The 23,564-nt window shown below is 51.2% G+C and carries 23 protein-coding genes; 2 read left to right on the top strand and 21 right to left on the bottom strand.

What is annotated here, in order from left to right; genetic code table 11:
* Nucleotides 1–98: 98 nt before the first annotated feature.
* Both DXB70_RS01115 and DXB70_RS01110 read right to left on the bottom strand, forming a co-directional pair.
* Nucleotides 99–1,289, bottom strand: coding sequence for a dicarboxylate/amino acid:cation symporter (locus tag DXB70_RS01115; RefSeq protein WP_118672524.1), 1,191 nt, complete (start codon nt 1,287–1,289; stop codon nt 99–101).
* A 36-nt stretch (nt 1,290–1,325) separates the two neighbouring features.
* Nucleotides 1,326–2,252 (bottom strand): sugar phosphate nucleotidyltransferase, encoded by a 927-nt coding sequence (locus DXB70_RS01110; protein ID WP_118469111.1) that lies wholly within the window; start codon nt 2,250–2,252, stop codon nt 1,326–1,328.
* Nucleotides 2,253–2,538: 286 nt separating this feature from the next.
* On the opposite strand from DXB70_RS01110, the gene DXB70_RS01105 reads away from it, so the two are divergent.
* The gene (locus DXB70_RS01105; RefSeq protein ID WP_022360587.1) at nt 2,539–2,901 is read left to right on the top strand and encodes a helix-turn-helix transcriptional regulator; all 363 of its coding nucleotides are present in this window, start codon (nt 2,539–2,541) and stop codon (nt 2,899–2,901) included.
* Nucleotides 2,902–3,028: 127 nt separating this feature from the next.
* Here the strand turns inward: DXB70_RS01105 and DXB70_RS01100 are convergent, their stop codons facing one another.
* The 7 genes from DXB70_RS01100 to DXB70_RS01070 all read right to left on the bottom strand — a co-directional run bounded on the left by DXB70_RS01100 (nt 3,029) and on the right by DXB70_RS01070 (nt 10,035).
* Nucleotides 3,029–4,666: an ATP-binding cassette domain-containing protein gene (locus DXB70_RS01100; RefSeq protein WP_118672523.1), complete on the bottom strand. Its 1,638-nt coding sequence runs from the start codon at nt 4,664–4,666 to the stop codon at nt 3,029–3,031.
* A 142-nt stretch (nt 4,667–4,808) separates the two neighbouring features.
* Entirely contained in the window at nt 4,809–6,308 is a 1,500-nt protein-coding gene (malQ, locus tag DXB70_RS01095) for a 4-alpha-glucanotransferase (RefSeq protein ID WP_118672522.1), read from the bottom strand.
* A 14-nt stretch (nt 6,309–6,322) separates the two neighbouring features.
* On the bottom strand, nt 6,323–7,633 hold the full coding sequence (locus DXB70_RS01090) for a dihydroorotase (RefSeq protein WP_118672521.1): 1,311 nt from the start codon (nt 7,631–7,633) through the stop codon (nt 6,323–6,325).
* Between the two features lie 89 nt (nt 7,634–7,722).
* Nucleotides 7,723–8,100 carry a VOC family protein gene (locus DXB70_RS01085; protein WP_022360591.1) on the bottom strand — a complete coding sequence of 126 codons (378 nt, stop codon included), beginning with the start codon at nt 8,098–8,100 and terminating at the stop codon, nt 7,723–7,725.
* The gene (locus DXB70_RS01080; RefSeq protein WP_118522228.1) at nt 8,097–8,813 is read right to left on the bottom strand and encodes an MBL fold metallo-hydrolase; all 717 of its coding nucleotides are present in this window, start codon (nt 8,811–8,813) and stop codon (nt 8,097–8,099) included. Before DXB70_RS01080 ends, DXB70_RS01085 begins: the two co-directional genes overlap by 4 nt.
* Nucleotides 8,814–9,051: 238 nt before the next feature.
* Nucleotides 9,052–9,441, bottom strand: a complete 390-nt coding sequence (locus tag DXB70_RS01075) for a thioesterase family protein (protein ID WP_022360593.1) — start codon at nt 9,439–9,441, stop codon at nt 9,052–9,054.
* 120 nt (nt 9,442–9,561) lie between these two features.
* Complete coding sequence (locus DXB70_RS01070; RefSeq protein ID WP_337636500.1) at nt 9,562–10,035, bottom strand: zinc ribbon domain-containing protein; 474 nt, start codon at nt 10,033–10,035, stop codon at nt 9,562–9,564.
* Between the two features lie 410 nt (nt 10,036–10,445).
* Between DXB70_RS01070 and DXB70_RS01065 the strand changes: the two genes are divergently transcribed.
* A complete protein-coding gene (locus DXB70_RS01065) occupies nt 10,446–11,393 on the top strand; it encodes a DNA glycosylase (RefSeq protein ID WP_118672520.1) in 948 nt (315 codons plus the stop codon).
* Here DXB70_RS01065 and DXB70_RS01060 read toward each other — a convergent pair.
* The 12 genes from DXB70_RS01060 to DXB70_RS01005 form a co-directional block, all read right to left on the bottom strand.
* Nucleotides 11,390–12,247 (bottom strand): EamA family transporter, encoded by an 858-nt coding sequence (locus tag DXB70_RS01060; RefSeq protein ID WP_118672519.1) that lies wholly within the window; start codon nt 12,245–12,247, stop codon nt 11,390–11,392. The two genes, DXB70_RS01065 and DXB70_RS01060, sit on opposite strands and share 4 nt — an antisense overlap.
* 6 nt (nt 12,248–12,253) lie before the next feature.
* Nucleotides 12,254–13,132: a radical SAM protein gene (locus tag DXB70_RS01055; RefSeq protein WP_117796508.1), complete on the bottom strand. Its 879-nt coding sequence runs from the start codon at nt 13,130–13,132 to the stop codon at nt 12,254–12,256.
* Nucleotides 13,095–14,816 carry a metallophosphoesterase gene (locus tag DXB70_RS01050; protein WP_118672518.1) on the bottom strand — a complete coding sequence of 574 codons (1,722 nt, stop codon included), beginning with the start codon at nt 14,814–14,816 and terminating at the stop codon, nt 13,095–13,097. The genes DXB70_RS01055 and DXB70_RS01050 overlap by 38 nt, the downstream gene beginning before the upstream one ends.
* Nucleotides 14,813–15,310, bottom strand: a complete 498-nt coding sequence (locus DXB70_RS01045; RefSeq protein ID WP_107000809.1) for a pyridoxamine 5'-phosphate oxidase family protein — start codon at nt 15,308–15,310, stop codon at nt 14,813–14,815. The genes DXB70_RS01050 and DXB70_RS01045 overlap by 4 nt, the downstream gene beginning before the upstream one ends.
* Complete coding sequence (locus DXB70_RS01040; protein WP_118672517.1) at nt 15,310–16,326, bottom strand: LysR family transcriptional regulator; 1,017 nt, start codon at nt 16,324–16,326, stop codon at nt 15,310–15,312. Before DXB70_RS01040 ends, DXB70_RS01045 begins: the two co-directional genes overlap by 1 nt.
* 378 nt (nt 16,327–16,704) lie before the next feature.
* Entirely contained in the window at nt 16,705–17,202 is a 498-nt protein-coding gene (locus tag DXB70_RS01035; protein ID WP_107000811.1) for an 8-oxo-dGTP diphosphatase, read from the bottom strand.
* A 24-nt stretch (nt 17,203–17,226) separates the two neighbouring features.
* Nucleotides 17,227–18,681 carry a metallophosphoesterase gene (locus DXB70_RS01030; RefSeq protein WP_118672516.1) on the bottom strand — a complete coding sequence of 485 codons (1,455 nt, stop codon included), beginning with the start codon at nt 18,679–18,681 and terminating at the stop codon, nt 17,227–17,229.
* A 157-nt stretch (nt 18,682–18,838) separates the two neighbouring features.
* On the bottom strand, nt 18,839–19,111 hold the full coding sequence (locus tag DXB70_RS01025) for a GIY-YIG nuclease family protein (RefSeq protein WP_022359457.1): 273 nt from the start codon (nt 19,109–19,111) through the stop codon (nt 18,839–18,841).
* A 467-nt stretch (nt 19,112–19,578) separates the two neighbouring features.
* On the bottom strand, nt 19,579–21,150 hold the full coding sequence (locus DXB70_RS01020) for an SPOCS domain-containing protein (RefSeq protein WP_118672515.1): 1,572 nt from the start codon (nt 21,148–21,150) through the stop codon (nt 19,579–19,581).
* An 82-nt stretch (nt 21,151–21,232) separates the two neighbouring features.
* Nucleotides 21,233–21,913 carry a serine O-acetyltransferase gene (gene cysE / locus DXB70_RS01015; RefSeq protein WP_022359459.1) on the bottom strand — a complete coding sequence of 227 codons (681 nt, stop codon included), beginning with the start codon at nt 21,911–21,913 and terminating at the stop codon, nt 21,233–21,235.
* 146 nt (nt 21,914–22,059) lie between these two features.
* A complete protein-coding gene (locus DXB70_RS01010; protein WP_118672514.1) occupies nt 22,060–22,623 on the bottom strand; it encodes an HD domain-containing protein in 564 nt (187 codons plus the stop codon).
* 43 nt (nt 22,624–22,666) lie between these two features.
* Entirely contained in the window at nt 22,667–23,557 is an 891-nt protein-coding gene (locus tag DXB70_RS01005; RefSeq protein WP_118469049.1) for a mechanosensitive ion channel family protein, read from the bottom strand.
* Nucleotides 23,558–23,564: the final 7 nt, after the last annotated feature.

Raw genomic sequence — 23,564 nt, 5'->3', positions numbered from 1 at the left:
AGTGTAGTGAAAGCAAGCGGGCAACGATAGTGCGAAGAGCCAGCGGCATTCACAGACCTGTTTCGGGGCGGCTGCTGCCTGCCCCACCTCTCTCATTTTTATAAATCTACGTGTAAATCCTGATGTTTAATCCCATGTCTCTCCACATATCCCGTCAGCATCAGGGTCAGCGCGCCATCGCCCGTTACATTGCAGGCAGTACCAAAACTGTCCTGAAGCGCAAAGATCGTCAGCATCAGCGCCGTTCCGGTGGCATCGAAACCGAGGACACCGGTGATCAGTCCCAGGGACGCCATAACCGTACCGCCCGGGACACCCGGTGCACCTACGGCAAATACACCTAAAAGAACACAAAACAGAACCATCGTCATCATATCCGGGAGGGCGCCGTACAAAATCTTGGATACCGTCATGACAAAGAATACCTCGGTCAGAACCGAACCGCACAGATGGATATTCGCAAACAGCGGAATACCGAAATCAACCATATCGTCACGAAGCGGCTCCGCCTTTTTGGCACAGCTAAGCGCCACTGCCAGGGTTGCCGCAGACGACATCGTACCGACTGCCGTCAGATATGCCGGACCATAATGCTTGATAACGCCTCTCGGGTCACGGCCAGAGTAAATACCAGCCAGTGTATACAGCAGAGCCATCCAGATATAGTGACCTGCCATAACAATCAGGATAACCGAAATGAAGATCGGAGCCTGTTTTGTGATGGTTCCCTCATAGGCCAGAGAACAGAACGTAAATGCGATGTAAACCGGAAGAATCGGAATGACAATCTTCTGTACAATCTCCAGAACGATCTTCTGGAACTCGTCTAACAGTTTCGTTACTGTCACTGCCTTGGTCCAGGTCGCTGCCAGACCAATCATAACGGAAAATACCAGCGCACTCATGACGCCCATGATCGGCGGAATGTCCATTTTAAAGACAACCTCCGGCAGACTGCGCAATCCATCGACTGCCGACTGAATCGACATGTGCGGAATCAGCGTATATCCGGCAGCCATCGAAAACAGCGCCGCGCCAAGAGACGATGTATACGCCAGAACCAGCGCTACTCCGAGCAATCTGGAGGCATTCTTTCCAAGCTTCGTGATCGACGGGGCAATAAAGCCGATGACGATCAGCGGTACACAGAACGATATAATCTGCCCAAAAATATAATTCAGCGTTACAACGAGATTCATAAAACTTTCATTTGCTATAAGACCGGCAATAATACCGATCGCTACACCCAGCACCAGCCGAAACGGCAGGCTTTTCATCAACTTGCTCATCCCCAGTTTTCCCTCCTAATACCTATCACTTCATTCTTACTCTTCCCAAAGTTTTTTCGGATACAGACCGCTGTCCTTCATTCCCTGGATCGCGTCTGTCACCATCTTCTTATCTTCCTTGTAGGTCACGCCATACCAGCGATCCACGCTCTTTAACACAGTCACCTCGGCTTTCCCCTCTTTCAAAAGTTCATCCACCACAAACGGGAGGAAATACTCACATTTGAGTGGATTTACCGACAGGTTTTTCTCCAAAAATGGAACAAAGCGCGCCTTTAACTCCTTTAAGATGCTGGAAGTAAAGCCCCAGAGGTTCATCGATACAAGCGTATCCTCCCCCAGCTGCTCCCAGGTTGCGCCGTCATCCTCGGTATATTCCGCCTGATCGCCGTGCTTCTCGATGCGCGTTCTCTCGTGGATATCCGCCAGATGTCCATCCGCATCCACTGTACAGACGCCGCGCGCCACATGACCGTTTTCCGTCAATGTGTTGTAGAGATGATAGGCAACCATCGCATACTGATATTTGTCATCATCACCGCAGGATGCCAGACGATCATAGATCGCCTTGAATGCCGATTTTCCATAGTAATCATCCGCGTTGATCACCGCAAACGGTCCGTCGATCACCTCGCTGCAGCAGAGAATCGCATGACCGGTTCCCCACGGTTTGACGCGTCCCTCCGGAACCTCAAACCCATCCGGAAGACGGTCATTTTCCTGATACACATACTCCACCTGCACGTGCTTTTCCATGCGGTTTCCGATATGTTCCTTAAACTCTTTCTCAATCGATTTCTTGATAATAAATACGACCTTTTCGAATCCAGCCTCGACTGCGTCGAAGATCGAAAAATCGATGATCAGATCTCCTTCCCGATCGACCGGATCAATCTGCTTCAAGCCGCCGTACCGGCTGCCCATACCAGCCGCCATGATCACCAGAACTGGCTTCTGACTCATGAAAATTGTCCTCGCTTTCTGTTTCTTATCCACAATCCTGCCGTTTTCATTCAAAGCAGAATTGCCTGTTTCCTTTTATTTTAAACTAATTCGGGCAGACTGTAAACAGTAAAACAAAAACCCGGCTGCCGTTTTATTCCATAGAGCGGATATTCTTTTTTGTTTACATTTTTATAAATGTATTTTTTACTGTTTCTACACCAGTTAATTGTATCTTTTAGTTCTGCGCATACTTGTATGATAGATTGTTTTCACAAATATTTGATGTATGCGGGAGGTGCTTTAAATGATTGCTGCTGGTGACCGGCTCCGTGATTTACGGGAGGACAAAGGAAAAACGCAGGCGGAAATTTCCAGTCTGCTGGGTACAACTCAGCAAATCTATTCCCGCTATGAAACAAACCGGACGGATCTGCCTCTTCGGCATCTGATAAAACTGGCAGATTATTACCAGGTCAGCGCCGATTATATTCTCGGTCGAACCTCCTACCCGAAGAATCCGCCCGAAATGGCGAAACCATTTCTTAAAAATGTCACCTATGGAGAGGTCAATGGGCGTATCTCATCCTTCCAGACTTCCACGAAAAAGCAGTTGATCGAATACATCAATTACCTGGTTTATCTGGAATCACGCCATAAGAAGGATTGATCGCGCTAAAAACGGGACATTGACACCATAGATGTGCAAAAGACAGCTCCAGGCATCGCTCACATGCAGCGTCTGGGGCTGTCTTTTATCTTTCAGACTTTTGTCTAAATCACTTTGATTCCAGCTCTTAGTCGTCCTCTTCCTCACTATCCGTAACAGTAAATACCTGACGTTTTCTCGCCATCTCATCGTTTGCCAGATACTCATCGTAAGTAGTAATCTTATCGATCAGCTTGCCGTTTACGATTTCCATGATACGGTTTGCGGTCGTCTCAACGATTTGGTGGTCACGGGAGGAGAATAACAGCACGCCCGGGAACTTGATCATACCGTTGTTCAGAGCGGTAATGGACTCCATATCCAGATGGTCGGTCGGCTCGTCCAGAATCAGGACATTGGAACCGGAGATCATCATCTTAGAAAGCATGCAGCGCACCTTCTCACCACCAGAAAGAACGCGGACCTTCTTCACGCCGTCCTCACCGGCAAACAGCATGCGTCCTAAGAATCCGCGGACATAGGTCACATCCTTAACCGGAGAGTACTGGGTCAGCCAGTCTACGATCGTGTCGTCGTTATCGAACTCTTTCGAATTGTCCTTCGGGAAATATGCCTGACTGGTGGTCAGACCCCATTTATAGGATCCCTCATCCGGCTCCATCTCGCCGGAAAGAATCTTGAAGAGAACGGTCTTTGCCTGCTCGTTCGGTCCTACAAACGCAACCTTGTCCTCGCGTCCGAGAATGAAGGAAATATTATCAAGAACCTTCACACCGTCGATTGTCTTGGAGAGATTCTCAACGCTTAATACCTCATTACCGATCTCGCGCTCCGGGCGGAAGTCGATGTACGGATACTTACGGCTGGACGGTTTGATCTCATCTAACTCAATCTTCTCCAGAGCACGTTTTCTGGAGGTTGCCTGCTTAGACTTGGAAGCATTGGCAGAAAATCGCTGGATGAACTCCTGCAGCTCCTTGATCTTCTCTTCCTTCTTCTTGTTGGCTTCCTTCATCTGCTTGATCATCAGCTGGCTGGACTCGTACCAGAAATCGTAGTTTCCGGCATAGAGCTGAATCTTGCCATAGTCGATATCTGCGATCTGGGTGCAGACTTTATTTAAGAAGTAACGGTCATGGGATACCACGATAACCGTATTCTCAAAGTTGATCAAGAACTCCTCGAGCCATGCGATCGCATCGAGATCCAAGTGGTTTGTCGGCTCGTCGAGAAGCAGGATGTCCGGGTTTCCGAACAGTGCCTGTGCCAGAAGAACTTTGACCTTCTGGGCACCGGTCAGATCTGCCATCTGTTTGTAGTGGAGATCCGTCTCGATTCCCAGACCATTTAAAAGGTTCGCCGCGTCGGACTCTGCCTCCCAGCCGTTCATCGTGGCGAACTCGCCCTCCAGCTCGGCAGCCTTGACGCCGTCCTCCTCGGAGAAGTCTTCCTTCATGTAGATAGCTTCCTTCTCTTTCATGTTCTCGTAGAGTCTCGCATTTCCCATAATAACGGTATCAAGTACCGGATATGCGTCATATTTAAAGTGATCCTGCTGTAAGAATGAAAGTCTCTGTCCCGGTGTGATGATAACCTCACCATTGGTCGGTTCCAGCTGTCCGGACAGGATTCGTAAAAAGGTAGACTTTCCGGCACCGTTGGCACCGATGAGTCCGTAGCAGTTTCCCTCAATAAATTTAATGCTTACGTCCTCAAATAACGCCTTCTTTCCTACTCGCAGTGTTACATTGCTTGTACTAATCATGGCAATTTCCTTTCATACTGTTCAAATCGTTCATACTCCCCAGGTGCATCTTTGCCCCGGGCGGGTGCAATCCATGTATATTTTACAGGTTTTTCCCGAATTTGCAAGCATTTTACGGGTTTTTATTCCCATCCGCCAAAAACTAAAATCTTCCGAACGTATCCACCAGCCAGGACAAATAATCTGCCCGCTCATCCGTAAACTGCCCCGGAACCAGACGCCAGCGCCAGTTTTCCCCGAGGGTTCCCGGCGTATTCATGCGCGCCCAGTTATCGAGCTTCAACACATCCTGCATCTGGAAAATGGCAACGCTCGCGACTGAACCGTATGCCGCGCGGAACACGCGGTCTACCACCTCACTCTGGTGTGCTGCACCGAGGTAATCGGCAATGTACTGAAGTTCCCACCACTGACGTTTTTCCGGTTTGAAATACCCCGCCAGCGTCTCATTGTCGTGCGTTCCACCGTAGACTACGGAGTTCGGGTCATAGCAGTGCGGCAGATGCTCGTTGAAACGGTCGCCACTGAACGCAAACTCAATGATCTTCATGCCCGGATAGCCCGTCTCTGCCAGCAGATCCTTGACCTCCTGACAGAAGACACCCAGATCCTCCGCGATGATCTTCGTCTCGCCTGCCGCCTCGTCAAGTGCGTCGGTCAGCTTTTTGCCCGGACCTTTCTCCCACTCGCCGTCTTTCGCAGTCACAGCGCCATACGGGATTGCATAATACTGCACCACGCCGATGAAATGGTCGATTCGCACCGCATCGTAGAGCTTCGCGGACGCTTTCATCCGGCTTCGCCACCAGGCAAAATCGGTTTGTTCCATTTTCTCCCAGTCGTAAAGCGGGTTGCCCCAGAGCTGTCCATCCTCTGAAAATGCATCCGGCGGCACACCCGATACCTTGAGCGGCGTCAGATTTTCCTCGTCGAGCTGGAACAGCTCCGGGTGGCTCCAGACATCCGCGCTGTCGAGCGCCACGTAAATCGGAATATCGCCGACGATCCGAAGTTCTTTTTCTTTTGCATACTGTTTTAATTTTTTCCACTGTTCAAAAAACTTAAACTGTAAGAACTTCCAGTAATTTATTTCTTCTGCCAGCTCTTCGCGGCATGCCGAAAGCGCCTCCGGACGGCGGAACCGGATGTCCTCGTCCCAGTCCATCCAGCCTTTTCCTTCATATTTACCCTTGACTGCCATGTAGAGCGCATAGTCGTCTAGCCATTCTTCATTTTCTTCCAGAAATGCCTGATATTCCACACTTTCCTTATGGCTGCTCCGCTCATACGCCTTGCGCAGAAGCGGAAAACGGTAATAATACAGCGCGTCATATTTGACCTGATCCTGCTTGTCGCACCACCAGCAGGCGTCTATCTCATCCTGGGTCAGAAGTTTCTCGTCTTTCAGCGTATCCAGATCAATAAAATACGGATTTCCCGCAAATGCAGAGTAGGACTGGTACGGGCTGTCCCCGTAGCAGGTCGGTCCCATCGGAAGCACCTGCCAGTACGTCTGGCGTCCGCGTTTTAACTGATCAATAAACTCATACGCCGCCCGTCCGAACGTACCGATTCCATACGGCGACGGCAGGCTGAAAATCGGCATCAGCACGCCTGCGCCGCGTTTTAACATTGTCTTCATCGCTTCGTTTCCTCCTATTCTGCCCGATATACTGTCTCACCGCTGCAGATGGTATAGTGAACCTTTCCATAGAGCTTCGCTCCCACAAACGGGGAGTTAGACGCCTTGGAATGGAATTTTTCTACGGTATATGGTGTCTGGTCGTCAAAAAGAACCAGATCCGCCATGCCGCCCTCACGGATGCGTCCCGCCTCCTTCATCCGGTACAGTTTCGCCGGATTCAGGCTCATTTTCTCAAACAGAGTCAGATAATCAATGTGACCAGCTTTTACCAGCCTGGTAACCGCCAATGACAGGGAGGTTTCCAGCCCGATGATGCCGCTCGGCGCCTCGGTCAGCGGTTTTGCCTTCTCCTCGGCGCTGTGCGGTGCATGATCCGTCGCAATCATATCAATCGTGCCGTCCTTGATTGCCTCAATCAACGCCTCGCGATCCGCAGCACTCCGCAGCGGCGGATTCATTTTCGCCAGTGTTCCGTACTCCAGAACCGCCGTCTCGTCCAGTGTAAAATGATGCGGTGTCACCTCCGCCCAGACATGCGCGCCCAGCTTTTTCGCCAGACCGACCATCTGCACCGCATTACGGGAACTGATGTGCTGGATATCCACATCTGCGCCCGTGTGAAGCGCGATCATGCAGTCGCGCGCCACCATCGAATCCTCCGCCAGCGCCGGGGAACCACCGATTCCCAGCTGCTCGGACACCGGACCGCGGTTGATGCCGTTGTTGAAAATAAATGCCGGATCCTCTTCATGGAAGCTGAGCGGCACATTGAGGCGTTTCGCCGTCTCCATCGCCTCTTTGACCAATTTTTCGCTCATCAGCGGGATTCCGTCATCCGTAAATCCGATCGCACCCGCCTCTTTGAGGGCGTCCATATCGGTCAGTTCTTTTCCCTGAAATCCCTTTGAGACTGCCGCGCAGGTTTCCACATGAATTCCCGTTTTCGCGCCCTTTTCCAGAATATACCGGACAATCTCCGGCGTATCGGCAACCGGTTTCGTGTTTGCCATACAGACCACCGTCGTAAAGCCGCCCGCCTTTGCAGCCGCCGCGCCCGTCTCGATGTCCTCCTTGTAGGTCAGACCCGGATCGCGGAAATGCACGTGGACGTCCACCAGTCCCGGCGCGACGATCAGCCCTTCTGCGTCCAGCACCTCGGCATCTGCCGGGATGGACGGTGCGTCAGATGCCCCATCTGATTCTGCTTTTGTATCTTTTTTCACGATTTTCTGGATTTTCCCATTTTCAATCCACAAATCTGCCCTTCCGTCGAATCTGCTCTCCGGATCGATGACTCTGCCGTTTTTAATTATTTTTACCATTCTAACCCCTTTTTAACTCATATGTTAAAACGTAACTGTTCAGTACTTTCACAGTCACGTCAAAACATTTTTTCAGACAAACTCAGCCCTTAACTCCTCTTTGCCGGCACGATCTCCAGCCAATATCCATCCGGATCGTTAATGAAATAAATACCCATCGCCGGATTTTCAAAACAGATGCATCCCATTTCCTTATGTTTGGCATGTGCCGCCTCCATGTCTTCCGTCTCAAATGCCAGATGGAACTCATTGTCGCCCAGGTTGTAGGAGTCCTTCTCCCAGTCGCGCAGCCAGGTCAGCTCCAGCTGGTAGCCGGTCGTGGCGTCGCCCAGATAAACGAGTATAAAGCTTCCGTCTGCCGCCTCCTTGCGGCGTACCTCCTTAAGTCCCAGTGCTTCCTCATAAAATTTCAGTGACTTGTCCAGATCGATGACATTGAAATTGTTGTGTGCAAATGTAAATTTCATCGGATAAACTCCTCTCCTTCCTTGTGAATCTCTACAATCCGATCCCGCCAGCCTTCACTGGATGGATGTTCGATTAATTTTGGTATAATCGTATAATCTTCCCAGAAATGCATCGGGAAAATCCATTTTGTGTCCGCCTGCTCCATAAAACCGGCAGCGCCCAGATAAAACCACTGCTCCTGCCTCGGATCGACCGGGATAAATGCCAGATCCGCCGTGCGCCCGGAAAGCTTTTTCATCTCCTGTTTATAAGAAGCCGCCATATTCCGGTTCCATGCCATATCTTCGCCTTCCCACCACCAGTTATTTAAGTCACCGGCGTGATAAATCTCCTTTCCTTCGCAGGAGAGCCAGAAGGCGACGCCCTCGTCGGTGGAATGGAACGTCTCGACGATAAGGCTTTCTTCAGAAATATTCAGGCAAAATCTTTCTCCTGCCTTTACCAGCCGTATCCTGTCTTTATATCGTTTACGATATTCCTCCGGTATCTTTTTCCCAATCTCTTTTGAGAGAATATAAAAAACATTTTCCCGTTTCTCTCCCAGCTGAAAGATTACCGGAGCATAATGATCGGCATGGAAATGGCTCGCAAAGATAAAGAGGGGCTTCCCTGCCGGGAACTCCGGGAGAGTTCCCTTAAAATAATCAAACAGAATCACGGCATTTTCAAGCTCAACTGAAAACGAGCTGTGATGAATATATGTGATTTTCAAACGAATTAATTCCCTTCTATAATGAAAAAGAATGTGCCTTGGCACATTCTCGCGCCGAGCGCGGTCGCTTGCGACATGTTTCTGCTTCGCGCGAGTGCGCATCATTGGCACGTTAGTGCCTTTTTGTGTAATAGGAAATTTCAAGGAATTTCCTATTACACGAAACAACAGCCAGCCAAAAGTATCCCGCATACGATACTCGCAGCGCTTTCAGCCGGCTGTGCTCTCTTCGCAACCTTTAGTTTTCTTTCTTGCTCTGTGCTTTTGCTAAGAATTTCTCATTTTTGATGATGAAACGCTCATGTGTGCCGCCGCCGATGGAACCTTTCGCGTCAAATGCCTCTACCTTAAATACGAGACGTCTGCCGTCTACTTCTACCAGCTCACTCTCGCACCAAACCTGCATGCCGACCGGGGTCGCTGCATTATGGGCAATTTCCAGCTTTGTACCAACGGTTCCCTCACCGTCGTTTAAGTACGGAGCCACGCTCATCCACGCGGTTTTCTCCATCAGTGCAACCATCGCCGGAGTTGCAAACACCGGTAACAGACCGCTTCCCACTGCTGCTGCGGAATTTTCATCCGTAACCATAACTTCCTGTCTTCCCTTGATACCAGCTTCTAACATATTGTCTGCCTCTCTTTCTTTTTTGCGCCAAAATCTGCGCTGTATCAAATTTTTGTAACCGTCCCGTGCTTCCACAGCCGCCATCACTCTTTTAGCGGTATCCGTCTGTATTTTCCCGCCTTACAGCGGTTTGCCGCACTTTGGACAGTACGAAAAATCCTCATCCGTCTCAAATCCACAGGACGGACAGACCTTATGACGGTGTGATGCATCACTTCCCGTCCACGGATTTCCATTTCCATCCTGCCGAAGTGTCAGATCGCTTTCCGTGATCTCGACCTCCTCGCCCCGAAGCAGCCTCTTTCCCACCTCCGGATCCAGCTCATAGACCGCACCGCAGCACGACATTTCTACGAAAAAGCGCCGGTTCCATTTAAAAATCGGGATAAAAAAGAAACTAAAATACATATAGGTCATGTACACCTGATACCGCCCATAAGCGCCGCAGCGCCCGCAGATCACTGTTTTCAGGTACTCCAGCGGCTTTACGCCGGAACTGATGCCACCGATAAAAAACATCCGTCTCCCCTCCTGCCATAGAACAAAGAATGTGCCCTGGCACATTCTCGCGCCGAGCGCGGTCGCTTGCGACATGATTCCTCTTCGCGCGAGTGCGCACATATATACATCATACCTAAGTAGCGCGTCTTTCGCAAGATTTTTTTACGCTCTGATGCAATTCTGATGCAATTCTGATGTAATTCCTTTCTGATAAAAGGTAACCGTTTGCAGTCAAAGGTCTTCTATGCTATGATACGTCTCATAAGAATTACATGATTTGATACTTTATGATTCAAGGTTTTATAACTTGATATTCCATTGATATAAGCAAAGAATATTTGTAACTCTTCAGTAGGTCTGCGCATTTACTGCGCTGACCGTACGAAAACATAGGTCAGCAGGCAAAAATTCCATTGCCGTAGGCAATTTTTAATGAATTTTTGCGCGTGACTGTGAAGGTACTGAACAGTTACGAATATTTTAAAAAAAGAGGATGCCCTGCCATGAACACACATACAACAAACCTGCCTGCAATCGAAAAGCACAATTTTCCCAACTCCCACATCATCTCCTGCCTGAACCTGAACCTCGCCCAGATCGCCGCCTCCGGTCAATGTTTCCGTATGCTTCCGGTTCCGGAAAAACCGGGGATCTGGTCACTCATCAGCGGGACACACTATCTGGAAATTTCCGGGACGCCGGACGGTTTCTTCTTCGACTGCCCGGACGAAGCGCTTCCTTTCTGGAAACAATACTTCGATCTCGGCACCGATTACGGCTCTTTCATCGCCTCCATCCGCGCAGACGATGCCTACCTCGCGGCGGCGGCAGACGCCGGTTCCGGCATCCGGATTCTCCGTCAGGATCTCTGGGAAATGATGATCACCTTCCTGATCTCCCAGCAGAAAACCATCCCAAAGATCCGCGAAGCCGTCGAAGCCCTGGCAAAAAAATACGGTGCGAAGAGAACCGCCGCCCTGTCCGACGGTTCCATCCGCACCTACTATTCTTTTCCCTCGCCCGAAGAACTGGCATCTGCCAGCCTGGACGACCTATTAACCTTAAAACTCGGCTACCGCGCCAAATACATCCACCGCCTCATCCAGGATGTCCTCGCCGGAACCGTATCCTTAGAATCCCTCGCAGCCCTGCCGCCGGACGAAGCCATGACCGCACTTACCAGCCTCTATGGCATCGGTCCCAAGGTCGCCAACTGCGTCTGCCTCTTCGGACTCCACCACATCGACGCCTTCCCCGTCGATACCTGGATCGAACAGATCCTGACCAAAGAATACCTTCCCAAACACCCCATCCGCTACCGCCGCCTTCCAAAAAGCCGCCTGTACACTACTATTATCCAGGATTTTTTTGGAAGCTATAAAGGATACGCAGGGGTAATGCAGCAGTATATCTTTTATTATGAGCGCAGCATCCGAAACGGAAAATTCTAAAGATTCAGCAGCGCCAACGCCACCAAAATAATCCCGCATCCCCCAATCTGTCTCCGGCTGATTGGATCCCCGAGCACCAGCACGCTCACAAGGCTGACCACCAGGATCGTACCGACACTAAAGCTCGGATACACGATAAACGCCGGCAGTCTCGACACACTCGCCAGCAGCAGCGAGGTTGAAAAATAGTTTGGAAATCCGACTGCCACACCACTCAAAAAGTCCATCTTTCCAATCTTGCGGCGGGTTCTCTGCTGCTCGAGAAATGCCAGAACCACAGTCAGAACCAGTGCGGTCAGGAACGTATAGAACAGAAACAGCGCATCAAACCGTCTCTCGCCGATCCTCTCCGTTACCTTGGACATCCCGTCTGCCATACCGCTGACGACAAATAAAACGAGCAGAAGTCCCGCCGAACCCATCCTCCGTCTGCGTCCGCAGCCGCGGTCCCCCTCGCTGTTGATGACCCAGATCGCCACAATAACCAGCACAATTCCCACCAGCTGGAACAGCGTCGGGATCTCACCTAAAAACAGGATACTCGCCGTGACCGGAATCACGATACCAAGCTTCGCAAATGCCGACGACAGAACTGCCCCATTTTCACGGATGCATTTCTGCATTAGAACCAGATTTCCTGTAAACAAAAATCCATTCACGATTCCCGTAAGAACCGCCGTCCGGCTGCCTGCCGCAAAGATATTTTTATCTGGAAGCAGAACAAACGCCACCACCAGGCAGGTCACATAATTTCCAACCAAAATCCCATATCGGTTATCGCTGAACGTCTCACTGATCCGCAGCGCCAGCGCCAGGGACGCGCTGAAAAGAATCGCAAAAATCAGATAAATCATACCTACTTATAAGAGATCGCCAGTCTCCCGGAATTTCCGGTAATGATGCGTTCTCTTTGCCTCCTCCAGTTTTTTAAGCATGGCCGGGATATCCCCGTTTAAGGTTCCCGCCAGAATCACGTAGTTCGACGCATGGTTCGTCCGGAATACAGTGCCCGGAGAATCCACATTTTTCAGGAAAATTTCCATTTCATCCACAATTTCATCCGGGGTTATCCGCTGGAACCGCCCTTCCACGACATCTGCATACATCGGCGTGCCCTCGTACAGGCGCAGCGTCAGGAAGGATGCGTACTCCGGGTTCATCGCCGTGATGAGCTTCGCACAGGACAGGGCATGTTCTTCCACCTTGCTGCGTCCGCCAAGCCCCGAAATCAGCGTCACTGAGGTCGCGATGCCGCAGCGTTTCAGCTTCTGCCCTGCCTCAATGGTCTGTTCCGCCGTCACGCCTTTATTGATATATTTTAAAATCTCATTGTCGCCGGATTCCGCGCCCACATAGACGATTCCGAGTCCCGCCTCGCGCAGGCGGATCAGCTCTTCTTCCGATTTCCGCAAAATATCCTGTGCCGTTCCGTAGGAAGCCACCCGCTTCACGCCCGGATACAGGCGGTGGATCGCATCCAGAATTACCAGAAGATCCTCTGTTTTCATAACCAGCGCATCGCCGTCCGCCAAAAATACCTTCTCGATATACGGCGCATACGGATTGTGCGAAACCTCCGTCAAATCTGCCAGAATCTCCGCCAGGCTCCGGATCCGGAACTTCTTTTCTTTATACATATTGCAAAAGCCGCAGGTGTTGTGTGCACATCCGATCGTCACCTGAATGATCAGGCTGCGCGCCTCACTCGGCGGTCTGTATACAATTCCCTCGTAGTCCATATGATTCCTCCTTTTTCTGTATCTCCTCTGCCGGACTGCCCGCATCTGCTCCGACAGTTTCCTCTTTTTCTGCATTCTCCGGGTTTTCTATCGTCTCCCCCGGCAGCGGGAAATCCACACCCGCTTTCAGCTCCAGCACCGTGTTGTCCGTCCGGGCATCGTGCAGGATCGCCTGCAGCCTTGCCAGCCAGAAATCATTGCCGCTGTAACGGATCCAGTACTGATATGCCTCGCTTTTTCTGATCTTTGCCACATCAATCTTCGTGCCCGAACAATAATCACGGTTCATATCGGCATAGAGCCTTGCCATCTCTTCTTTGATATCCTTTGATGCCGACTGCAGCGCCTTAAACGCCTGTTCCGAAATCACATCTACCAGAAACTGATCCGCATAAGCATCAAAATTGAGAAGATTCTCGTCTTCTTCCCCGTAGCGCTGCGCCCAGCCTGCTATGTCTACCTTTTTTGTATGGTAGGACAGACTGCCATCCGCCTGCCAGTTTAGGATACTGTACTGGCACGGCGCCATTGGAAGCGGGGAAGTCACTATCTCCCGGATTCCATATCCGCCCGGTGTGTTCAAATTTGACGTATGCTTCTTGATTCTCTGCAAATGCAGATGCCCGCTCAAATACACCGGAACTCCATATGTTTCCAGAAGCGCGGTCACTTCTTTCGTATTTTCAATCGTGCATTCCTCCGGATAGAGTGTACTCTCATCCAACAGATTGTGGTGTGAAACCGGAATGACCGTCACACCCTGTTTTTTCGCCTCCTCCAGCTGCGTTTTCATCCACGCAACCGTCTCTTCGCTTAGCTTTCCGCCCGTCTCATGGACCGGTTCACATATGCAGCTGTCCAGCATCATCAGCCAATATTTTTCATCCAGGCGGTAAACATAACTCAGCGAATCCGAAGCCCGGGACACCGCCTGATCATAGCCAAACTTATGGTAAATCTGGTAAAACTCTTCCGAACTTGTTCCCTCTGCCGGGGATACCTGATCATCAAAATACGTTGCCGCCCACGGGTGGTTAATATCATGGTTGCCCGGAATCACCAGCACCGGAATTCCCGCTGCCTGCACCCGCTCTAGCTTCTCTGCAAGCGCTTCATGGTTTGCTTTCTCACCATTCTGGGAGAGATCTCCACTCAAAACCAGTGCCGATGGATGCGCCGTCCGCACCTCCTCCAGAAATGCCTCCGTAATCTCATCCAGATACGGCACGATCGTCCCATCATTTCCCATCGTATAGGTATCAAACGCCGACTGGAAATCTGTCATCTGCGGGGACTGATAGTGAAGATCCGTCGCCAGCCAAATGGTCGGCGGCATATAAACTGTCTCTTCCTGTGCCTTCTGGGGCTCTTTTTTTCTTTTATACAGCTGTTTCCGGGAAGTCCGGCGCTTTAAAGCCGTTTCTCCATCCGAAGCGTTCTCATCTGCATCATCCTGTATCACTTCCCCGGCGGATGATTCATCCTCCTCCAGATTCCCGGCGGCTCTATTTTTTTCATTCTCCGCCACATCGCCGCCATCTGTCTCAGCTTCCGAAGCTTCCGTCCCGGATGCATGCTTTTTCCCTGCATCCGGCACCAGCCATACAACCAGAAAAAGTGCGAGGACCAGCAGCAGAAGCTGTGCCCCCCGCACCAGAATCGACATCTGTCTTAACTGTTTCATGGCTGCTCCGGTTTCGGCGCATTGCTCTTACCTGTCAGAGTTTCCACACGCAGGCAGAGGACGGTGGTTCTCGCCGCTACCTCCGGAGCAAACTCATACGGTCCGCCCTCCGGGTCATACTGCTGCATGATCCTTGTCAGTGCCTCTCCTTTCTCCCCAGGAGCAGCCACACGGGATAACCGTCCAGTCCCGCAGACACTCTCATAAATCATCGTGCTTCTGCATGCCGGTTCCAGAATCTTTATCTCTTTTTCATTCTGCACACAGAATGCCACCCGGTTGTCGCGCTCCATATGCTCAATCTTCGTTCCCACCGGAGCGCCGTGGAAATACAGCACCGGCATCTCCTGGTCTTCGTTCCACACAAAACCATAATTTAACGGGATCACATACGGGTATTCATCCCCAGAAAAGGCGAGACTACACACCCGGCAGTGTTCCAAAATGGCTTTCTGCCCGTCTTTCGACTCAATCGCACGTTCTCCTCTTCGCATTATTTATCCCCCTTCTTATCCGAACCTTTCTTCTCCTGATTCTCTTTCTCCCGTTGCTCCCGTACCTTCTGGAACGCCTCGTCGCCAACTGCCACGCGGATAAACTCCTCCATCGCCTTCGTGAGATACTTATTTCTCTTCTTGTACAAATAAACGTAACGGACCGCCAGCTCTTCATTCATCTTGTAAAAGCACAGCGGCACTTCATATGGAAGATTGACGATCAGGCCATCCGGGATGAAGGTCGCGCCCACGCCCCGTCCTGCCATGTTGAACGCAGAGACAACCTGGTCCGGTTTCATGATAATATTCGGCGAATAATTCTGGCGGCTGCACATTTTCATGCTGCGCTTGTAAATGCTGTTTTCCTCTTTGACGAAGATAAACGGAGTACTCTTTAAGAGCGGCAACGGCAGTACCGGAAACTCCGCCTGACTGTGGCGTCCTGCCCGGATATCTTCCGCGGTAAGCTGATACTGGGTCAGCTCCTCATTGATCGGAAAATTCTTCGGAACAGCCAGAATAATTCTCTCCGTGCTATAATAATACTTTTCATAATTTTTGTCATCCAGTTCCGAGTTATCGATCAAAAGATCCAGTTCCTCGGCAACCAGCTTATCGGTCAGCTGTGTGGTCGTGCCCTCCTGCAGATCAATCTTGATCTGCGGATACCGATGGGAAAACTCGCTCAACACGCCCGGAAGTACAAACGAGGTAAAAAAGATCGTTCCGCCAACCGACAGCTTGCCCGCCAGAAGCCCATTTAAGTTATTCAGTTGATTGAGCGTGTTCTGTTCCAGCGCAAACAGCTTTTCGATCGCGTCGATATAAACTTCACCGCCCGGCGTCAGTCCGATCGGAGAGGTGCTCCGGTCAAAAATCGGAGTTCCTATCTTTTTCTCCACCTTCTTGATCGCCGTGCTTAACGCCGGCTGCGTAATATACAGTTTCTGCGCCGCCTTCGAAAAACTCTTTTCCTCGTAGACCGCGTATACATACTCTTTTCCGTCGAACATGTTTCCTCCTATGTACCCTGCTTTTTCTCATCGCTGCATCCTGCGGGATATTTCATCCCGAAACTTCCCGCCCGTGAACATTCTCATTCTGTTCCATTCTTTCCCCTTTATCTACAGGGTTTCCGGCACTTTTGTCCACTTATGATTCTATAACAAAAAATTTATAATAATTATCTTCTTATTTATATTTGATTATATACGATGAATGATATATAATCAAGTTAAAGATAAGGAACAAGAGAAAATAATTCATCTTCTTATCTTTCTGGCATAACCAACCACCCCGATTTTCCCCAAAATCGGTTCCCATATATTGATTATTCCTCATGAGCACGCACTGCAGAACCCTCGTTCCCCAACCAACCCGCAGTTGCGTGCTTATTTGTATGTAATTTTTACCCCGTCCAGCTCAGTTTCTATCAGCTCGTCCCCATCATATGACAATTTCAATGAAAAAAACGTATCCCTTTCAATCAGAAGCTTCAAAAAGATCCGATCGCCATCCCAGAGCCGCAGAGCCGATACATCCTTTTTCGCCACCCAGGCAAGCTCGCCCTCGTCACATTCGCGAAGCGTTCCCTCAAATCCATCCGCCGTGTACAGGCACATATATTCCGTCGGCCAGCCTTTCGCGATAAACGTCACGATTCCGCGGAAGCGCCAGGAAGTCAGAGTCAGCCCTGTCTCCTCCTTCACTTCGCGCAACAGGCAGTTCTCCGGGCTTTCATTCTCCTCAAAATGTCCGCCGACGCCAATCCATTTTCCTTCATTCACATCCTGTTTCTTCTTAATGCGGTGCAGCATCAGATATGAATCGTCTTTTTCAATGTAGCAGAGCGTTGTCAGCGGCGAACGCTGTTTTTTTGTCTCTCCCATGCCTCCTGGTACCTCCATTTTTATTTAATGTACGCTCGGAATCTTCAGATGCCCGTAGTCCTTCGCCTCGTCCTCCAGGATATTCTGCAGAAAATCGCTCAGTTCGCTGACATAGCCGATCTTGTTCCAATCTTCCAGCACTGGATTTTCCTTTGCGGCTTCCTCGATCTGGTACATCCGTCCTTCATAATAATTCACGCACAGATCCGCGTAGTACGAAGCCATTTCCTGTTTCTTCTCGTCCGTAAAAAATGCATGGCGATCCTCGATATGGCGATTCAGATCCCGAATTGCATCGCGGATTGCCGCCCGACGCAGGATCGACTCCGAATAAGCCGTAAAATCTGCCAGATCTCGGTTGTGGTACGAGTGGCGTATCGCCCAGCCGTCCACATCGACAGGTTTCGCATCATACTGGTAGGTCCCGTCGTTCCAGATGCGGACAATCCCGTAATGGCACGGAGCCATCACCATGGAACCCGTCACAACCTCATAGATGCCCGTGTCCTCGTCTTCCTTATAATGCTGGATATGCAGATGTCCGCTCAAGTGCAGGCGCACGCCATGATCCGACAGCATCCGCACCAGTTCCTCGTTGTGCTCGATCGTACAGTTGTCATAAAAGGTCCGGCTCACTCCGCTCTCATCCAGCAGGTTATGATGGCTGACGGATATCACGCGGGCGCCTTCCCGCTCCGCCTCTTCCAGAATCGGCTCCATCCACTCATACGTTTCCCGGCGGATCATGCCGCCGACCTCATTTTTCGGTTCATACTGACAGGAATCCAGCATCAGCACCCAGTTTGCACTGTCTATCTTATAAAGATAACTCAGCGATGCCGGATCCCGGCTGTCCGCCGCTACATAGCCAAAATCAGCATAGATATCCCGGAACTCGTCCGCTGTGATGGACTCCACCTTTTCCGCTCCATCCGCCGTATAGCGGCGGGCATCCGGGTTATTGATATCGTGGTTTCCCGGTATAACCGCGACCTCAATTCCCGCCTCGCTGAGTCCTTCCAGAAGTTCTGCCAGTTCCTCATGGCTCGCTTTCTCTCCGTCCAGCGTCAGATCTCCGCTCAGAATCAGGAGGTCTGGATCTTCCTTCTTCATATCATCGAGAAAGGCGTCCATGACCTCCCAGCCGTACTCCAGCACACGCCCGTCTCCGCCCCTCGCCATTCCGACAAAGGAATCACAGCGGTTTCCTGCCAGTTTCTCGGCAAAATAGTGCATATCCGTTGCCACCACGATCTTCTTTTCCACGAAATGGTCCTCGGTTTCCTCTTCCCCGCTTTCTTCGTCTTCGGCAGCCTCATGGCTCTCCTGTGTCTCCTCTGTCTCAGCTGTCTCAGTCTCCGACTCCTGTGTGGCACCCGGACTTTCCGTTTCCGCCTCGCTGGAAACCTCCGTCGCGTCTGCCTCCTTCGATAGAAACGAACAGCCGCCAAGCAGCGCTGCCAGAAGGACTGTTGCCATCACTATACATCCTTTGTTTCTTCTACCTTTTCTCACTGTACCTATCCGCTCCTGTTTTCTCTCCATCTTTCAATTTCTATTTTCACTGCTGTTTCTTGCCTTTACCGCTATGGTTTGTACCAATTCTTCGTACATAATCTGCCCCGGCGCGATATATCTACGTCTCGTCATCCACCGGAAGCTCCGTCCGTCCCAGCGCTGCCATCGCCTCTTTTTCCTTTTTGGTCAGTTTCTTGATCGCTGCCTCCCGGCGCATCGCCTCGCTGCGCGTCGCATATTCTTCATAGTATGCCAGCACTACCGGACGGCGGGTTTTCGTGTATTTTGCACCTTTCCCGGCATTGTGCGCCGCCACCCGCGCTGCCAGATGGTTCGTCCACCCGCAGTACAAGGTTCCGTCCGCGCAGCGCAAAAGATATGTATAATTCATGTCTCATCCTGCCTTTATGGTTCGCACTCCCGACAAAAATTTCTCAGTACACAGGAAAACGCATCCGGATGCCCTATGTAAACGGCGCCGCGCCTTGCAATGCACGGACACCGCCCGGTTCGGGAAACTCCTTCCCCGGATCTATCATCAAGCACCGGCCGGATGCGTTTTCCTGGCTTACAAGGCAAAAATCCTTTGTCAAAGTCAAATCTGCATGGATTTTTGCTTGTAACTGTAAAGATATTGAACCGTTACAATAATAGTATATAAAGTTTTCCCCCAAATGCAACCATTCCGGCTGGATTTTTTGTTACTGTACACGCATACGTGTCCAGTAACGGAATTTGCCGTGGCTTCGAATTTCAATACGGCAAATTCCTGCTGCCACCACGTTTCCTTACGGCACTTTCGGTCTCAAAAGTGCTCACCCGTGAACAGAAACGATTTTTTCTCTCTAAAATTTCTACCTATGAACAGTTACCCGCCGTTACCTCTTTGATCAGAAGCAGCCGCGCCCCTGCACCGGCTTCCTCCCCGTCGATTTCATTCATTTCCCGCACCTGATCCACCGTCGTGTGGAATTTTTTTGCAATTTTCCACAGAGAATCCCCCGGCTGCACAATATAACCCACAATCCCTGGCTGCTGCTCCCAGCGCTTTAAATCGAACGGCTGTGTCTGCACGGATGTAACCACCTCTTCCTGCATCGGCTGGAATACAAGCAGTTCCACCGTGAGCTGCGCCTTGACCTCCGCCTCACCACCGCCCAGCATCACCGCGCCGAGCTGTTCCAGCCCCAGATTCAACTGCCAGACGCAGTCTTCCCGGATCCCCTCCGCCTCGACCGTGCCGGAAAATGGCAGAACCTCAGAAATTGCCCCGACCGGCGCCGCGTCATCATCCGTCAGATACAGGAGACTGACTTCCAGCACTCCCTCGATCGCCAGACCGTTTTCTGACGGGCGGCTCTCATCCAGCCGGACAATCCCACTGCTGTGGCAAATCTGCAGAATTCGCTCCGGTTTCTGAAAAGAAACGCTTCCCCCCACCCGCATTTTGCAGCTGTTGCGCGTCAAAAGCCGGTCAAAGCACACCTCCCCCTGCTCGCTCACGACCTCGCAGCCGGTCGAATAGAGATCGCTTAAAAGTTCCACTGATTCTTCTTTATAAAGGCGGATGTCCAGCTCCAGCACCGCCTCCACTTCCACTTCGCGCATCTCCCCATCGCTGTCCGGCTTTTTGCCCGCCTCTGCATGAAGAATCCGGACCCCGACCGCCGGGATCATCTCCTCCACCGCCTCCGAGAGTTCCACCTCACCGGAAAACGGAATACTCTCCTCCAACCACTGAACCGGCGTGTGCTCGCCCTCGCCGCTGTAAATCAGGAACACCGACAATTCACCGTCCAGGTGCAGTTTTCCATCCAACGGGCGCACCGAAACATCCCGAAGACGCATCTCCTGCCAGAGAATCGTCTCAATATTCGGCTTATTTGCCGATACGCTTACTTCCTCCCGGACCCGGTAGATATCTTTGCGCCGCACTGCAAGCGTCGCTGCCGGAACGCTTCTCTTCAGGACTTGCAGCCCCACATCATCCGTCTCGACGTCCGCGGCAGCCTGCGCATCGACGCGGCTTTCCGCCCGCACCGTAAGCGTCAGCACCGCTTTGGCGCTCAGCTTGCGCGAATGAATCATGGTAATATTCAAATCTTCGATATTCCATACGATCTGCGTATAGTCGCGCTCCGAAAGCTCCGGCACATTGACCGTTTCCTCAAATGGGATCTCCCCGCCCATCGCCTGCAGCCCGCCCGACTCCCGGCGGTACAGCACCCGGAACACAAGCTTTCCCCGGATCAGCACCTTTTCTCCCTGAATCCGTGAATTCTCTATCTGAACCTCCCCGTCTGACAGTAGTATCTGCACCGCATCATCCAGCGCATCCGGCACAATAAAATCATCATCCAGCGTCAGCTGCGACACCGCCGTCCCCCTCTGCCGGTTCATATGTATCTCTTTTTTGATCAGCTCTATCATAAAAAACGCCCCTTTCCAAACCGCACGCATTTCTCTCAAAGAAATTTATGCAGCCGAAAGGGGCGTTATGAATAATTTTGTGTCAGGCTTTCTCCTGTCCTGCCCGCACTGCCTCCAGTTCCTTCCGCAGATTTGCCGACTCTTCTCTAAGTTCCTGAAGCTCTTTCCGGAGCGCGTCGATCTGCTCTAAAATACGCTGATCGTCCTCGCCGATGATCATCTTCTGCTTCTTCGGCAGCGCCACGCCGTCCTTCTTGACCGGACGCGCCGGAATGCCGACAGCCGTGGTATTTTCCTCGAGCGGGCGGAGCAGAACCGCATTTGCCGCTACGGAACAGTTATCACCGACCTCGAAAGAACCGAGAATCTTTGCGCCGGAACCGACCGTCACATTATTTCCCAGCGTCGGATGACGTTTACCCTTCTGTGTTCCGACACCGCCCAGCGTCACACCCTGGTAAATCGTACAGTTGTCGCCGACCACCGCCGTCTCACCGATGACAACGCCGCAGCCGTGGTCAATCAGAATACCGTGTCCGAGCTGTGCACCCGGATGAATCTCAATCAATGTAAAGAAACGTGCCACCTGTGAAATCAGGCGCGCAATGAAAAACATATGGTGCTCATAAAACCAGTGCGCCACCCGGTGCCAGATCAGGGCATGTACGCCCTGATATAAAAGTAGTACCTCCAATGCATTTCTCGCAGCCGGATCTCGCTCCTGAACCGCTTTTACATCCATCCAAATATCTTTTAAAATCATGTCTCTTCCCCTTTTACTGAACTGAATGACCTTTCCGTTTCCGCAAAATCCCAGAACCTATCGTCCTTCTCTTCTCCGACAGCCATTCTTTCTGATTGGCTGCTGCAGTTTCTCATTGTCATCCTATGTTGTTTTTATGCTGCCGTTCATATTTTTTGTAAACTACAACACCCTGCGATCCCGCCAAATACCTTGACGCAGAGACGCACATATTCCTGATATTCCGGTGTCTCATTCAAATCCTTCAAAAGGTCTATCATCGACGTGTAATACCACGCCTGTTTCTCTCTGTCCTTCATATTAAACCGCTGCCAGAGCTCCTCCCCGACCAACAGATAGTCACGCGCCATGCTGCGGATATTGCTCAGCTTGTCCGCCATCGTCAGGATCTTCTCCGCCTGGCTCGCTGTTTTCAGATGTTCCAGCGTGTGCCCCTTGCGCTCAATCCAGGTTTTGGACTTATCCTCGCTCTCCGCCAAGACCAGATCCGCAACCCGGGTGCCAAACTCCTGTTTCAAATCCTCGTAGGTCACACCCGTGTCCTCGATCGTATCATGCAGAAGTGCCGCTGCCAGTATCTCCTCATCGTTCGTCAGCATCGACGCAATCAGCGCCGTCTCCAGCGGATGAACGATATACGGAATTCTGGTTCCCTTCCGGTGTGCGCCCTTATGCGCCTGTTCTGCGAATTTTGCCGCCCTGTCAATCATGGTTGTTCCTCTGTCTATATTGCTTATACTGTTTAAACGATTGCTACTGTTTTAAATGTACATCCATCTTGTTGTATGGAATTTCGATGCCCGCCTCGTCAAATGACAGCTTGATCCGTTCCAGAATGTCCCATCTCGTCTGCCAGTAATCGGACGTCTCTACCCAGCCCCGGATACCAAGCACCACGCTGCTGTCGCCCAGGCTGTCCACAAATACCTTGATGTCCTCGTCCTTCTTCACCATCGGATGTTCCCTGTAAACGCGCTCTAACACCGCCTTTGCCGTCCGGATATCTGCCTCATAGGCGATACCGACCTTGAGTTCCAGCATCCGCTTGTCCATCGCCGTCACGTTGGTCACGGTTGAGTTTGAAAGGGTGCCATTCGGGATGGTAATTGCTTTATTGTCGGTTGTCAGGATAGTCGTGTAAACCAGCCCGACCATCGAAACCCTTCCCTCCCCGGACGGGGAAATGATATAATCCCCCACCCGGAACGGTTTCATAATTAAAATCAAGAGTCCGCCCGCAAAGTTTCCAAGACTCTGCTGGAGCGCCAAACTCAGCGCAAGACCTGCCGCGCCAAGAACCGCCACAATCGAGGCGCTGTCCATGCCAAGCTGCCCTGCAATCATAAAAAGCAGGAATACATTCATCACAAACTGGGTCAGCGCCCGCAGGAAACGAGTCACACCCACATCCATACCGGCATGCTCCATCGAGCGGGACAGCATCTTCTCGATCATCGAAATGACCTTACGTCCAATCAGGAAAATGATGAGCGCCACCAGTACCTTCTGTCCCAATGCCATAAGCCCCGGGCCAATCCGGTGCATGATCGCAGCCATCGTATCCACGTTCAAATTTGCCGGATCCGATAGTGACTCTGCTACCGCCGCGATCTCCTCGCCTGTCAGCTCTGCCGCTGTTGCCATCTATTTC

It is taken from the genome of Clostridium sp. OM05-5BH (assembly GCF_003481505.1).
In the GTDB taxonomy this organism is placed as follows: Bacteria; Bacillota; Clostridia; order Lachnospirales; family Lachnospiraceae; genus Otoolea; species Otoolea fessa.
This window is presented reverse-complemented; position numbering and strand designations above follow the sequence as displayed.